General features: G+C 66.9%; 14 protein-coding genes and 1 tRNA gene. 11 read left to right on the forward strand and 4 right to left on the reverse strand.

The genetic code is table 11. The features are described from left to right. The first annotated feature begins 11 nt into the window (after positions 1-11). The 6 genes from sufC to D6850_RS05890 all read left to right on the forward strand — a co-directional run bounded on the left by sufC (position 12) and on the right by D6850_RS05890 (position 4,512). The gene (sufC, locus tag D6850_RS05865) at positions 12-767 is read left to right on the forward strand and encodes a Fe-S cluster assembly ATPase SufC (RefSeq protein ID WP_121164657.1); all 756 of its coding nucleotides are present in this window, start codon (positions 12-14) and stop codon (positions 765-767) included. 2 nt (positions 768-769) lie between these two features. Continuing rightward, positions 770-2,056, forward strand: coding sequence for a SufB/SufD family protein (locus D6850_RS05870; protein ID WP_121164659.1), 1,287 nt, complete (start codon positions 770-772; stop codon positions 2,054-2,056). After that, positions 2,056-2,541: a YIP1 family protein gene (locus D6850_RS05875; RefSeq protein ID WP_121164661.1), complete on the forward strand. Its 486-nt coding sequence runs from the start codon at positions 2,056-2,058 to the stop codon at positions 2,539-2,541. Before D6850_RS05870 ends, D6850_RS05875 begins: the two co-directional genes overlap by 1 nt. Then, positions 2,538-3,137 (forward strand): Yip1 family protein, encoded by a 600-nt coding sequence (locus tag D6850_RS05880; RefSeq protein WP_166434000.1) that lies wholly within the window; start codon positions 2,538-2,540, stop codon positions 3,135-3,137. The genes D6850_RS05875 and D6850_RS05880 overlap by 4 nt, the downstream gene beginning before the upstream one ends. After that, on the forward strand, positions 3,138-4,358 hold the full coding sequence (locus D6850_RS05885) for a cysteine desulfurase (protein WP_121164665.1): 1,221 nt from the start codon (positions 3,138-3,140) through the stop codon (positions 4,356-4,358). Positions 4,359-4,435: 77 nt separating this feature from the next. Beyond that, positions 4,436-4,512 (forward strand) — tRNA-Arg (locus tag D6850_RS05890). A 184-nt stretch (positions 4,513-4,696) separates the two neighbouring features. Here the strand turns inward: D6850_RS05890 and D6850_RS05895 are convergent. Then, positions 4,697-5,650: a radical SAM protein gene (locus tag D6850_RS05895; protein WP_121164667.1), complete on the reverse strand. Its 954-nt coding sequence runs from the start codon at positions 5,648-5,650 to the stop codon at positions 4,697-4,699. Between the two features lie 218 nt (positions 5,651-5,868). Here D6850_RS05895 and zwf point away from each other — a divergent pair, with 218 nt between their 5' ends. The 4 genes from zwf (at position 5,869) to D6850_RS05915 (ending at position 10,162) form a co-directional block, all read left to right on the forward strand. After that, positions 5,869-7,323 carry a glucose-6-phosphate dehydrogenase gene (zwf, locus tag D6850_RS05900; protein ID WP_121164669.1) on the forward strand — a complete coding sequence of 485 codons (1,455 nt, stop codon included), beginning with the start codon at positions 5,869-5,871 and terminating at the stop codon, positions 7,321-7,323. Continuing rightward, positions 7,320-7,991 carry a 6-phosphogluconolactonase gene (gene pgl, locus D6850_RS05905; protein ID WP_121164671.1) on the forward strand — a complete coding sequence of 224 codons (672 nt, stop codon included), beginning with the start codon at positions 7,320-7,322 and terminating at the stop codon, positions 7,989-7,991. The genes zwf and pgl overlap by 4 nt, the downstream gene beginning before the upstream one ends. Then, on the forward strand, positions 7,991-9,607 hold the full coding sequence (pgi, locus tag D6850_RS05910; RefSeq protein ID WP_121164673.1) for a glucose-6-phosphate isomerase: 1,617 nt from the start codon (positions 7,991-7,993) through the stop codon (positions 9,605-9,607). Before pgl ends, pgi begins: the two co-directional genes overlap by 1 nt. Before the next feature lie 279 nt (positions 9,608-9,886). After that, on the forward strand, positions 9,887-10,162 hold the full coding sequence (locus D6850_RS05915; protein WP_121164675.1) for a glycine zipper 2TM domain-containing protein: 276 nt from the start codon (positions 9,887-9,889) through the stop codon (positions 10,160-10,162). A gap of 70 nt (positions 10,163-10,232) precedes the next feature. Here D6850_RS05915 and eno read toward each other — a convergent pair whose 3' ends face one another. From eno to xth, 3 genes are all read right to left on the reverse strand, one after another. Next, on the reverse strand, positions 10,233-11,510 hold the full coding sequence (gene eno / locus D6850_RS05920; RefSeq protein ID WP_121164677.1) for a phosphopyruvate hydratase: 1,278 nt from the start codon (positions 11,508-11,510) through the stop codon (positions 10,233-10,235). A gap of 75 nt (positions 11,511-11,585) precedes the next feature. After that, entirely contained in the window at positions 11,586-12,482 is an 897-nt protein-coding gene (locus D6850_RS05925) for a DMT family transporter (protein ID WP_121164679.1), read from the reverse strand. Between the two features lie 20 nt (positions 12,483-12,502). Beyond that, positions 12,503-13,282 carry an exodeoxyribonuclease III gene (gene xth, locus D6850_RS05930; RefSeq protein WP_121164681.1) on the reverse strand — a complete coding sequence of 260 codons (780 nt, stop codon included), beginning with the start codon at positions 13,280-13,282 and terminating at the stop codon, positions 12,503-12,505. Positions 13,283-13,682: 400 nt separating this feature from the next. On the opposite strand from xth, the gene D6850_RS05935 reads away from it, so the two are divergent. Continuing rightward, positions 13,683-14,264 (forward strand): DUF6749 family protein, encoded by a 582-nt coding sequence (locus D6850_RS05935; protein WP_121164683.1) that lies wholly within the window; start codon positions 13,683-13,685, stop codon positions 14,262-14,264. The last annotated feature ends 11 nt before the right edge of the window (positions 14,265-14,275 follow it).

Here is a 14,275-nt window from a genome sequence, read left to right on the forward strand (position 1 = left end):
AAGGAAGAAAGATGCTTGAGATCAAGAACCTGCATGTCGAACTTGAGGAAGAGGACAAGGCCATCCTCAAGGGCGTCGACCTTAGCGTGGAGGCCGGTCGCGTGCATGCGATCATGGGGCCGAACGGGTCCGGAAAATCGACGCTGAGCTATGTGCTCTCGGGGCGCGACGGCTACGAGGTGACCGACGGATCCGCGATGCTGGAAGGCGACGACATCCTCGGGATGGAGCCCGAAGAGCGCGCCGCCGCCGGCCTGTTCCTCGCGTTCCAGTACCCGGTCGAGATCCCCGGCGTGGGCAACATGACCTTCATGCGCACCGCGCTCAACGCGCAGCGCAAGGCGCGCGGCGAGGACGAGATCAGCGCTAGCGATTTCCTCAAGCTGGTGCGCGCCAAGGCGACCGAGCTGCAGATCGACGCCGACATGCTCAAGCGGCCCGTGAACGTCGGGTTCTCCGGCGGTGAGAAGAAACGCAACGAGATCCTGCAGATGGCCATTCTCGAGCCCAAGATGTGCATCCTCGACGAGACCGATTCCGGCCTTGACGTGGACGCGATGAAACTGGTGGCCGAGGGCGTGAACGCGCTGCGCAGCCAGGGGCGGGCCTTTCTGGTCATCACGCATTATCAACGGCTTCTGGATCATATCAAACCTGACGTTGTGCATATCATGGTCGATGGCCGTATCGTGAAGTCGGGCGGTCCCGAGCTTGCGCAGGAGGTCGAGAAGAACGGATACGCGGACATCATGGCGGAGGTGGCGTAAAAATGGCCTTGCCCGAAACGAAACAGACGACGACCGAGGCGCGGCTGGCCGCGCTCGACTTTCCGAAGGACGCCGGCTGGACGCGCGGCGCGCGCGAGGCGGCGGAGGCACGGCTGCGCCGGATGGGTCTGCCGGGGCCGCGCGACGAATACTGGCGCTTTACCCGGCCCGACACGCTGGTGCAGGCGACGCCGCCCGAGGCGGCGCTGTTCGATGCCGGCGAGGCGGGAATCTTCCGGAGCATGGACTGCTTGCGGATCGTCTTTACCGACGGGGTCTTCGACGCCGCGGCGAGCGACGACCTCGCGCTTGCAGGCGTGACGATCGAGCGGCTGGCGGATGCGGCCGAGACAGACATCCATTGGGCGCGCGATCTTTACGGCGTGCTCGAGGCGCGCGGTCAGGACCCGGTAGAGCGGCCCTTCGCCGCGCTCAACACGATGGCGGCGACGGATGGCGTGATCCTGCATGCGACGGGCCGGGTCGAGAAGCCGATCCTGTTGATCTATGACCATGAATCGACGACGTCCGACGCGGTGCTCCACCATCTTGTGAAGGTGGACGCGGACGCCGAGATCACGCTGCTCGAAACCGGACCGGGGGCCGCGCGCTTCAACACCGCGATGGAGGTGGACGTGGCCGATACCGGGTCGTTCCACCATGTCCGCGCCCAGGGGCGCGACCACGAGCGGCGCGCGGCCACCCATGTCTTCGCCCGCCTGGGCGCCGAAAGCCGGTTCAAATCCTTCACCATGACGGCCAACGGTGTGCTCACCCGCAACGAGTGCGTGATCGAGCTGACCGGCGACGACGCCATCGCGCATGTCGCGGGCGCGGCGATGGGCGACGGGGATTTCCACCACGACGACACCGTCTTCATCACCCATGACGCGGAACGCTGCGAGAGCCGGCAGGTCTTCAAGAAGGTGCTGCGCAACGGCGCAACGGGCGTCTTCCAGGGCAAGATCCTGGTCAAGGAGGGCGCGCAGAAGACCGACGGCTACCAGATCAGCCAATCGCTGCTTCTGGACGGCGACAGCCAGTTCCTCGCCAAGCCCGAGCTCGAGATCTACGCCGACGACGTGGTCTGCTCGCACGGGTCGACCTCGGGGGCGATCGACGAGGAGGCGCTTTACTACATGCGCGCGCGCGGCGTGCCGCGTCCCGAGGCGACCGATCTGCTGACGCTGGCGTTTCTCGCCGAGGCGGTCGAAGAGATCGAGGACGAGGCGCTGCGCGAGGAAGTGGTCGAGCATCTCACCGGCTGGCTGGAGCGGCGACGCGGCTGATGCCCGTCACCCGCGATATCGTGGCCACCTATCGCGGCCCGGGACGCGTCATGCGCCGCCTGCTTGCGGCGGGTCCGCGCGAGGACCGCGCGCTCGCCATCCTGATGGCGGGCTGCGCGGTCATGTTCGTCGCGCAATGGCCGCGGATCGCGCGCGAGGCCCATCTCGCCGGGCGCGAGCTGAACGCCGATCTCGGCGCGTCGCTGCTGGCGTGGGTCTTCCTTGCGCCTCTGATCTTCTACTTGCTGGCGCTGCTCAGCCATTGGGGCGCGCGCGCCCTTGGCGGGCGGGGCAGCCCCTATGGCGCGCGGCTGGCGCTGTTCTGGGCGTTCCTCGCGTCGATGCCGGTTCTGCTGCTCAACGGGCTGGTCGCCGGTTTTATCGGGTCGGGGCCGGCGTTGCAGGCGGTCGGGCTGATCTGGTGCGCGGTTTTCGCGTGGTTCTGGATCGGCGGACTGCGCGAGGCGGAATGGGGCGCGCCATGACCTTTCCGTTCTTCCGCGATCTCGCCCGCGAGAGCCTGTTCGCGCCGCGCAGCGCGGCGGGGCGCATCCTCGGGATGGGGCTGTCGGCGCAATGGCTGTGGACGGCGCTGGTGCTGATGGCGGTTCTCAACGCGATTGTGACCCTCGCGCTGTTCCAGGTCGCGCCGCCGGGCGACCCTGAGATGATGGCGCTGTTCGGGCCGGCGCTGCGCTCGCCGCTGCTGGTGGCGGGGGCGATCGTGCTGTCGCTGGTGATGACGATCTTCGCGCTGACATGGGCGGGCCGGGCGATGGGCGGGACCGGGCAGACCGCCGATATCCTCGCCATCGTGACCTGGTTCCAGGCGCTGCAACTGGTCGCGCGGCTGGCGATCGTGCTGTTGGTCTTCGCGATCCCGCTGGTCGGCGCGCTCCTGTCGCTGGTCGCGACCGTGTGGGGGCTTGTCATCTTCGTGGCGTTCCTCGACCGGGCGCATGGATTTGCAAATATTTTCAAGACTGTCGGCGTTCTGGTCGTCGCGGTGATCGCGATTCTGATCGGGCTGTCGCTGATCGCCGAAACGATCGGCGCCGTCCTCGTTCCCGGAGGGGCTTAGATGTACGATATCGCCAAGGTCAGGGCCGAGTTCCCGATCCTCGGGCGCGAGGTGAACGGCAAGCCTCTGGTCTATCTCGACAATGGCGCCTCGGCGCAGAAACCGCAGGTCGTGATCGACGCGGTGACGCGCGCCTATGGCGAGGAATACGCCAACGTGCATCGCGGGCTGCACACGCTCAGCAACATCGCGACCGAGAAATACGAGGCCGTGCGCGGCGTCATCGCCCGCTTTCTCGGGGTCGCGGACGAGCGCCAGATCGTGCTGAACTCGGGCGCGACCGAGGGAATCAACATGGTCGCCTATGGCTGGGCCATGCCGCGGTTCGAGCCGGGCGACGAGGTGGTGCTGAGCGTGATGGAGCATCACGCCAATATCGTCCCCTGGCATTTCCTGCGCGAACGTCAGGGCGCGGTGCTTAAATGGGTCGATGTGGACGCGACCGGCGCGCTTGACAGCCAGGCGGTGATCGACGCCATCGGCCCGCGCACGAAGCTGGTGGCGATCACGCAGCTTTCCAACGTGCTGGGCACCCGCGTCGACGTGCGCGCGATCTGTGCGGCGGCCCGCGAGCGCGGCGTGCCGGTGCTGGTCGACGGCAGCCAGGGCGCGGTGCACATGCCGGTCGATGTCGATGAGATGGGCTGCGATTTCTACGCGATCACCGGGCACAAGCTCTATGGTCCGTCCGGGTCCGGCGCGATCTACGTGCGCCGCGAACGCATGGCCGAGATGCGCCCCTTCATGGGCGGCGGCGACATGATCCGCGAGGTGAGCCGCGACGCGGTGAGCTACAACGACCCGCCGATGAAGTTCGAGGCCGGCACGCCCGGCATCGTGCAGGCGATCGGCCTCGGCGCGGCGCTCGAATACATGATGGGGCTGGGGATGGAGAACATCGCCGCGCACGAGGACCGGCTGCGCGATTACGCCCTCTCAAGGCTGGGCGGGCTCAACTGGCTTCAGCTTCAGGGGACCGCACCGGACAAGGCGGCGATCTTCAGCTTCACGCTCGACGGGGCGGGGCATCCGCATGATATTTCGACCATCCTCGACAAGAAGGGCGTCGCCGTGCGCGCCGGGCATCACTGCGCGCAGCCGCTGATGGAGCATCTGGGCGTCACCGCGACCTGCCGCGCGTCCTTTGGCCTCTACAACACCGAAGCCGAGGTCGACGCGCTGGTGGACGCGCTCGAGCTTTGCCACGATCTGCTTGCCTGAGGGGCAGGAGGCGCGGACCGGTCCGGCGCGGATTTCTCGTTGCGGGCCGGGGCGGGGCGGTCTATATCGCGGCGCAGGCACCTGTAGCTCAGCTGGATAGAGCGCTGCCCTCCGAAGGCAGAGGCCAGAGGTTCGAATCCTCTCAGGTGCGCCATCTCACATTTCGCCTGTCGTTATCTGCCGCGGTCGACGTTGACGTGAGGGCAAATGCCGCCCTCTATCACCTTCGGGATTGAGAGCGCGCCGGCGGCCACCCTGCGCAAAGCGAGTGCATTTGAGCGTGAACAATCGGCGCGGGGCTCTTGCGCGAGGGATGAGGCCGGCGGACTGCGCCTCGCTCAGCCCGAGCAACTGGCGCCGCCCAGCACGCAGAACTTTGCGCAATGGGGGTGGTTGAGGGCGACGTCGCGCTCGGCCTCGGCAAGGGTCGCGCCGAGTTCGAACTCGGGGGCGTAGGGCAGGAGCGTGCAGGCGAGCACGGCCGGGCGGTCGGCGCCGCGCCGCTTGACCACCATGCGCGAAGACGCGCACATCACGTCGCGCGGCGACTTGCCGAGGATGTCCCAGCAGGCGGTGGTGATCTCGGGCGTTTCGGCCTCTTCGTCCATCTCGGGGAAGAGCACGGTCTGGCCCGGGTCGTTCGCGTCGATGTCGAACCCGTGCCGGGCGTAGAGCGCGGCGTAACCCCCGCGCGCCTGCGCGTCGCTTTCGTCCCACAGGGTGCGCCCGGCCACGGTCATGCGCGCGCCGATGGACCTGAGCCAGAGCATCCCCTCGAGCGTGCGCCCAAAGGCGCCCTTGCCGCGTTCGCGGTCATGCAGTTCCTCTGACCAGTGGTCGAGCGAAATGCGCAAGGTGAGCCGGTCGCCATGGTCGGCGATCAGTGCGGCGAGGCCGGATTGCACGGATTTGCGCATCATCGGACGCATCGCGTTGGTGAGGATAAGCACCTCATGCCCGCGCGCCAGCGCCGCGCCGGCCATCGCCACCATCTCGGGGTTCATGAACGGTTCCCCCCCGGTAAAGGCGATCTCCTGCACCGGCCAGCCACGGGTCTCGATCTGATCGAGATAGTCGATGACTTCGGCGCAGGTGATATAGACTAGGCGGTCGTTCGCGGGGGAGCTTTCGATATAGCAGTTGGCGCAGGTGATGTTGCACAGCGTCCCGGTATTGAACCAGAGCGTGCGCGGCTGCGTCAGCGCCACGCGCGCGCGCGGCTCACCCGTGGCGGTGATGCGCGGGTCCTGGAATTTTACCGTATTGGCGGCGCTTTCGGCGACGTCCTTCATCCCCGTTCCCCGTTCCCCGTTCCTGTTGTCCTTTTCCTACCGCCTAGCCGTTCCGCCGGCGCAAGAAAAGCGGCGCGACTCCGTCTGACACAGTTGTGAAGAGCGGCGCGCGCCGGTCGGCGCGCCCGATTGGGTGTTGCGCGTGTCCCGATTTCAGGTTCAGTTTCCCCTCGGGCCGGAAACGTCCTAGGTTGCCGGTCAGCAATACGGAGCAAGCAATGGTATCGCGCGTCATCCCCGTCGAGCCGTTCGACCTCGTCATCTTTGGCGGCACGGGCGACCTCGCGCGGCGCAAGATCCTGCCCGCGCTCTTCCGGCGGTTCTGCGCCGGACAGATGCGCGGGGACGAGCGCGTGATCGGCGCCGCCCGCGCCGAGATGAGCACGAAGGACTACCGCGCCTTCGCCCGCGCCGCGATAACCGAGTTCGACGACAACGACGCCTGCGCCGCCGAGCATCTCGACGGGTTCCTGCGCCAGCTGAGCTATGTCGCCCTTGACGCGCGCAGCGACGCCGGCTGGGCCGAGCTAGGCGCGGCGCTGCGCAAGGGGCGGATACGGGCGTTCTATTTCTCGGTCGGGCCCGGTCTTTTCGGCGACCTCGCCGAGCGGCTTTATCAATGGAAGCTGGCGGACGCCCAAAGCCGGATCGTGGTGGAAAAACCGTTCGGGCGCGATCTCGACTCCGCGCGCGCGCTCAATGCGACGCTGGCGCAGCATTTCGACGAGGCGCAAATCTACCGGATCGACCATTATCTCGGCAAGGAGACGGTGCAGAACCTGATGGCGATCCGTTTCGGCAACACGTTGTTCGAACCACTCTGGAACAGCCAGTATGTCGATCACATCCAGATCACCGTCGCCGAATCGGTCGGCGTGGGCACGCGGGGCGAATACTACGACCGCTCGGGCGCGATGCGGGACATGATGCAGAACCACATGATGCAGCTTCTGTGCCTGACCGCGATGGAGCCGCCGGCCAAGTTCGACCCCGCCGCGGTGCGCGACGAGAAGCTGAAGGTGATCCGCGCGCTGGACCCGATGACGCCCGAAAACATCGTGCGCGGCCAGTATGAGGGCGCCGACGGCCGGCCCGCCTATCGCGACCAGGTCGAGGCGCCGGACAGCCGCACCGAAACCTTCGTCGCGCTCAAGGCGCGCGTCGGCAACTGGCGGTGGGCCGGCACGCCGTTCTACATGCGCACCGGCAAGCGGCTCAAGGCCCGGGCGAGCGAGATCGCGGTGGTGTTCAAGGACGCGCCGCATTCGATCTTTGGCGCGGATGCGGGCCATCACCGCAACATTCTGACCATCCGGCTGCAACCGAACGAGGGGATCGAGCTGGGCGTGACCATCAAGGAACCGGGACCGGGCGGCATGCGCCTGATCGACGTGCCGCTCGACATGAGTTTCGCCGAGGCGCTGGGGCCGGACAGCGATGACTTTCCAGACGCCTACGAGAGGCTTATCATGGACGTGATCCGCGGTGATCAGACCCTGTTCATGCGCGGGGACGAGGTCGAGGCGGCATGGGAATGGACCGATCCGATCATCGAAAGCTGGCAGGAGGCCGGCGACGATCCGCTGCTCTACGCGACGGGCAGTTCGGGGCCGGATGACGCGCTTGCCCTCATACACCGGGACGGACGCCGCTGGCGGGAGATAAGACCATGAACATCACCGAATACGCCGATGCCGAAATGATGTCGATTGCGCTCGTGGGGCGCATCGCGAGCGATCTGCGCACGGCGCTCAGCAATCGCGACCGCGCGCTGCTGGTCGTGCCGGGCGGAGAGACGCCGGGGCCGATCTTCGACGATCTGTGCGGCGCGCGGGTCGAGTGGGATCGCGTCGACGTGCTGCTCAGCGATGAACGCTGGCGCCCCGAGGCGCATATCCGTTCGAACACGCGGCTCGTGCGCGAACGGCTGCTGGTGGACGGCGCGGCGGCCGCGAACTACCTGCCGATGTACGCCCGCACCGAGACGCCCGAAGAGGCGGTGGACGAACTCGCCGCCGCGATCGAGCCCTGCCTGCCGATCTCGGTCATGCTGCTGGGGATGGGCGAGGACATGCACACCGCGTCGCTGTTCCGCGGCGCCGACAATTTCGAGCGCGCGCTCGACCGGGACGCGCCTATCCTGCTGCCCATGCGCCTCGATGGCGAGCCCGAGCCGCGCGTGACCCTCGCCGCGCATGTGCTGGACGGCGCGATGCGCAAGCATCTCGTCATCACCGGCGACGCCAAGCGCAAGGCGCTGGAAAAGGCCCGGACGATGAGCCCCTACGACGCCCCCGTGGCGGCGGTCATGGACGACCTCGAAGTGCATTGGGCCCCGTGATGTGGGACGTCCTGAAAGATCGCCGCGAGGCGCTGGAAGGCAAGGACATCCTTTCGCTGTTCGACCGCGCTGACAGGGCGGCGGCCTATTCGGTGGAAACCGATGGCGTGCTGCTGGATTATTCCAAGACATTGATCGACGACGCGGCCTGCTCCGCGCTTGTCGATCTGGCCCGATCCAGCGGCGTGGAAGAGCGCCGCGCCGCGATGTTCGCCGGAAAGCCGATCAACGAAACCGAGGGGCGCGCGGTGCTGCATACCGCGCTGCGCAACCCCGACGGCCCCGCGATCGAGGTCGAGGGCGAGGACATCATGTCGGGCGTGCGCGACACGCTGGCGCGGATGCGCAGCCTTGCCGAAGAGGTTCGCAGCGGACGCTTCGAAGGCGCGGGCGGGACGATCGAGGACGTGGTCAATATCGGCATCGGCGGCTCGCACCTCGGGCCCGAGATGGGAACCCGCGCGCTTGGCCCGTATCACGACGGGCCGCGCTGCCACTTCGTGTCGAACGTGGACGGAGCGGATATCCATGACACGCTGAGCGGGCTCGACCCGGCGCGCACGCTGGTGATCGTGGCGTCCAAGACCTTTACCACGATCGAGACCATGACCAACGCGCGCACCGCGCATGACTGGATGGCCAAGGCCGTGGCCGAGCCGGGGGCGCAGTTCGTGGCGCTGTCCTCGGCCACGGAGAAGGCGGCGGAGTTCGGAATCGCGCCCGAGCGCGTCTTTGCCTTCGGCGACTGGGTCGGCGGGCGCTATTCGATGTGGGGGCCGATCGGCCTTGCGCTGATGATCGCCATCGGCCCGGACGATTTCGACGATTTCCTGCGCGGCGGCGCGGCGATGGACGCGCATTTTCGCGCCGCGCCGCTGGCCGGGAACATGCCGGTGATGCTGGCGCTGACCGGGATCTGGCATCACCAAGTCTGCGGCTACCCGACGCGCGCGGTGCTGCCCTATGACCAGCGGCTCGCGCGGCTGCCCGCCTATCTCCAGCAGCTTGAGATGGAGTCGAACGGCAAGCGGGTGACGATGACGGGCGCGCCGCTTTCCACGCAGAGCGGGCCGGTCGTCTGGGGCGCGCCGGGCACCAACGGGCAGCACGCCTTCTACCAGTTGATCCACCAGGGCACGCAGATCGTGCCGTGCGAATTCATGGTCGCCGCGCGCGGGCACGAGCCCGACCTGGCGCATCATCACGCGCTGCTGGCCGCCAACTGCCTTGCGCAATCCGAGGCGCTGATGCGGGGCAGGGGTCTTGACGCCGCGCGCGCCCTGATGGCCCAAGCGGGACACGAGGGCGAAGAGCGCGAGCGCCAGGCGCGGCATCGGGTCTTTCCGGGGAACCGGCCCTCGACCACGCTCATCTACGACCTGCTGACGCCGTTCCGGCTGGGCCAGATCGTCGCGCTTTACGAACATCGCGTCTTCGTCGAAGGGGTGATCCTCGGGATCAATTCGTTCGATCAATGGGGCGTGGAACTGGGCAAGGAACTGGCGGGGACGATGGCGGATGTCCTTTCGGGGGATGCGCCGCTTGACGCAAAGGACGGATCGACCCGGCAACTGGTGACTTTCGTTCAATCGCAACGGGGCCGATCCGCCCTCTGACCCGGAAAGAGCGGGGGGCGCTCCCGGGTGTTCCTTTCGCGTACTCACGCATGAGGCCGGCAAAAGTTCCACGGCGGCGCGGAGATTCCCGGATCTCCGACGTTGGCGGCGCGGAAAGCGGGGGCCGCGCCTCCCGCCGCGCCGAATTGGGCGGAAATCCACGTAAATTTCCGGCCATCATGGAACCGAGCCCGCTATGTCGCAGTTTATCGTCGGAGTAGCTCGGGCGAAGATCATGCCGGCCCGGGTCCACTGCGAACGCAAATAAAGGAGACAAGCATGAAAACCTGGACCATGGCAATCGCGACAGCATCCATCATGGCAATTTCGGGCTGCGACACGATGACGTCCGAGCAACGCACCGTAGCAGGCGTCGCCGGCGGCGCCGCGGCCGGTCTCGTCACCGCCGAGGCCCTCGGCGCAAGTTCGGAATGGCGCCTGATCTCGGCGCTCGCGGGGGCCGCAGCCGGCACCGTGGTCGCGCAGAACAACCAGCGCAACGTCTGCGCCTACGCACGCGGCGACGGCACCTACTACGAGGCGCCCTGCCCGTAAGAGGCGGCGCATTTCAGAGAAAAGACAGGGCGCGGCAGGGTTTGCCGCGCCCTATTCATGTGAGCAAGGGTCAGTCGCGCTGGATGCTGCGCCCGGCATATTCCGCCGTCTCGCCAAGCGACTCCTCGATACGGATCAACTGGTTGTATTTCGCCAGCCGGTCCGAACGCGCGAGGCTGCCGGTCTTGATCTGCCCGCAATTCGTCGCCACGGCGAGATCGGCGATGGTCGCGTCCTCGGTCTCGCCCGAGCGGTGAGACATCACGTTGGTCATCCGCGCGCGGTGCGCCATCTCGACGGCGCGCAGGGTCTCGGTCAGAGTGCCGATCTGGTTCACCTTGACCAGCATCGAGTTGGCCGCGCCGTTGGCGATCCCTTCGGCCAGCCGGGTGGGGTTGGTGACGAAGAGGTCGTCGCCGACCAATTGCACCCTCTCTCCGAGCGCGCGCGTGAGCGCGATCCAGCCGTCCCAGTCGTCCTCGGCCATGCCGTCCTCGATCGAGATGATGGGATAGTCGTTCACCAGCGATTCCAGGTAGGCGACGTTTTCCTGCGAGGTAAGGGTTTTCCCTTCCCTGCCAAGCACGTATTTCCCATCCTTGAAGTATTCAGTCGCGGCGCAATCCAGCGCGAGGCAGATATCGTCGCCGGGTTTGTAACCGGCCTTCTCGACCGATTTGAGGATGAAATCCAGCGCCTCGCGGGTGGAGGCGATATCGGGGGCGAACCCGCCCTCGTCGCCGATGCCGGTGGACAGCCCGGCGGCGGTCAGTTCCTTCTTCAGCGTGTGGAACACCTCGGCCCCCATGCGCACCGCGTCGCGGATGTTCCCCGCGCTCACCGGCATGATCATGAACTCTTGGATATCAATAGGGTTATCAGCATGTTCGCCGCCGTTGATGATGTTCATCATCGGCACGGGCAGCACCCGCGCGCCGGTCCCGCCGATATAGCGATAGAGCGGCTGCGCAGTGTAATCCGCCGCCGCCTTGGCCACGGCGAGGCTGACGCCCAGGATCGCGTTGGCCCCCAGCCGCGCCTTGTTGGGCGTGCCGTCGAGCTCGATCATGGTGAGGTCGATGCCGACCTGCTCGGTCGCGTCCATCCCCACGAGGCTGTCGCAAATCTCGCCGTTCACCGCCGCGACCGCCTCGAGCACGCCCTTGCCCAGGTAGCGCCCCTTGTCGCCATCGCGCCGCTCGACCGCCTCATGCGCGCCGGTGGAGGCGCCCGAGGGCACCGCGGCGCGACCCATCGTGCCGTCCTCGAGGATCACGTCGACCTCAACGGTGGGGTTGCCGCGGCTGTCGAGTATCTCGCGCGCGAAAATGTCTATGATGCCGCTCATTGTCGGTCCTTTTCTGGGTAAACGGAATTCTCGGGGTCGGATAGCAAGGTTTCCGGCAAAAGGGAATTGCGCGGCTCAGAGCGGCCCCTTGGGCTTGGCCTGCCGGTAGGCGCGCCGCGCCAGCCTGCGTTCGCGCACAAGCGTGTAAAGGCCCGATGCGATGATGACCGCCGCGCCGAAGAGCGTCCAGAAATCCGGCCGCTCGCCCAGAAGGCTCATGCCGAGGATCAGCGCGAAGATCAGCCGCGCGTAGCGGAAGGGCGTGACCGCGGCGACTTCGCCCACGCGCATCGCGCCGACGATGAAGTAATAGCCCATCACCCCGAACACCATCGCCCCGAACAGCCAGGCCCAGCCGGCAGGCTCGGGCGTCTGCGCCCCGCCGCCCAGCAGCAGCAGAACCGCGCCTGTCGGGATCATCGTGCCGAAGGCGTAACACGAAAGCTGCATCGAACTGACGCTTGCCGGGATCGCCCGCGTCGCGAGGTCACGGATCGCCAGCCCGATGACCGAGACCACGGCGAAGACCGAGGACATCTCGAACGCGTCGAGCCCCGGGCGCACGATCATCAGCACGCCGGCCATGCCCACGAGGATCGCCGACCAGCGCCGCCAGCCGACCTGCGCCCCCATGAAGAGCGCCGCGCCCAGCGTGACCGCCAGCGGCGTCGCCTGCAGGATCGCCGAAACGGTCGAGAGATCCGCGAGCGCAAGGGCCGTGACGTAGCTCACGGCGGCCACGATCTCGCCCGCGTTGCGCAGCATCACGCCGCGCGACAGCAGAACGCGCGTCAGGAGACGTCCGCCCTGAAGCCTGGTGAACAGCGCGAAGACGGTGCAGCCCGCCGTGCCCAGCATCATCAGGATCTGCCCGACCGGCAGCGCCTCGGAGAGCAGCTTGACGAAGTAATCCTCGAGCGCGAATCCGGCCATCGCCAGAACCATGAGCGCGCTGCCACGCAGGTTGTCCATGAAAATGCCCTTTCAGGGTGTCAGACGTCGAGCGTGACCCAGATCGGAACATGATCCGACGGTTTCTCGCGCCCGCGCACCGCCTTGTCGATCTGGCAGTCGCTCAACAGGTCGGCGCATTGCGGGCTGAGCAGGAAATGATCGATGCGGATGCCGTTGTCGCGGTTCCATGCGCCGGCCTGGTAGTCCCAGAACGTATAATGGCCCGCGCCTTGGGTGCGCGCGCGGAACGCATCGGTCAGCCCGAGGTTCAGAAGGCGCCGGAACGCCGCGCGGGTCGCGGGCAGGGCGAGCGCGTCCTCGCGCCAGGCCTCGGGTTTGCGGGCGTCCTCGTCCTGCGGGATCACGTTGTAGTCGCCGGCCATGAGGAACGGTTCCTCGAGCATGAGAAGTTCCTGCGCGCGGACGTGGAGACGTTCCATCCAGGCCAGCTTGTAGTCGTATTTCGGCCCCGGCGCCGGGTTGCCGTTGGGCAGGTAGAGGCCACAGACCCGCACCGCCCGGTCGCCCATCACCGTCGCCTCGATCCAGCGGGCCTGTTCGTCCGCGTCGTCGCCGGGCAGGCCGCGGGTCACGTCCTCTAGCGGCAGGCGCGACAGGATCGCGACCCCGTTAAAGCCCTTCTGGCCGTGGGTTTCGACCGCGAAGCCGCGATCTTCGAACAGCTCGCGCGGGAAAGCCTCGTCGACCGACTTGATCTCCTGCAACAGCACGACATCGGCGTCGGCCTCGTCCAGCCATTCGGGCAGGGCGTTGATGCGCGCCTTTATGCCGTTGATGTTGAAGCTCGCGATTTTCATGGACACGTCCCCCCGCCACAGTCCTCTATCGCGCATGGCGCAGGCGGGTGCAAGGCGGCGCGTCATCCGCCCGCGAATCGGCAAATCGGCGCGGGGCGATTCGGTGGAAACCGCGGGATCTGAGGCCGCGAAAGCGCCTCCGGGCGGTTGAGAAGAACACGTCTAGGTAGAGTGATCGCGGTCCCGAGGACAGCGACATGGTGGCTGGCGGTCCGCTGCGATGACCATCGCGTGAGAAAAGTTAACAATAGTTAATACGTATAGAATCAAGATGATACGCGTCGAAGCTGTTGTCGATTCTAAGCTCTTCGATTGTTTCCACTCAAAATTTTTCTTGGAAACACACGCATAAAGTGCAAGCGTCAAGAGGTCTGCAACTGAAATCTGGGGAGATTCAAAGATGACTGCACAACGTAAAGTAGAATCGCATTCCGAAGCCGGACAAGCCGCCGAGAGCGCCAACCTCCATGACGGGGCAGCCGTGGAGGCGTTCACCTCCTCGCTGGCCCCCGCCGGTGTGATGGCGGCTGCGGGCGACGCCGTCGGGCTCTTCACCTCGTCACTGTCGCCGCGCACCGCGAGCGCCCAGTCGGGCGATGCGGTAGAGGCGTTCACGTCCTCGCTCGCTCCGTCCGCGACGGCGACCCAATCGGGCGACGCGGTAGAGGCGTTCACCTCCTCGCTCGCTCCGTCCGCGACGGCGACCCAGTCAGGCGACGCGGTAGAGGCGTTCACCTCCTCGCTCGCTCCGTCCGCGACGGCGGCCCAGTCGGGCGACGCCGTGGGCGCATTCACCTCGTCGCTTGCCCCCACCGCGACCGCCGCGCAGGACGGCGACGCGGTCGAGGCCTTTACTTCCTCCCTGGGGCCGGTCCGGGCGAGCGGCGAGGCCACCGGCGCGTTCACCTCGTCATTGGCGCCGCGCGCGGAGCGGAGCGCGGAAGACGGCGACGCCACCGGGCTCTTCACCTCGAGCCTCTGAACCGGGGGCCG

Origin of the sequence: Roseovarius spongiae (genome assembly GCF_003651245.1) — a bacterium.
In the GTDB taxonomy this organism is placed as follows: domain Bacteria; phylum Pseudomonadota; class Alphaproteobacteria; order Rhodobacterales; family Rhodobacteraceae; genus Roseovarius; species Roseovarius spongiae.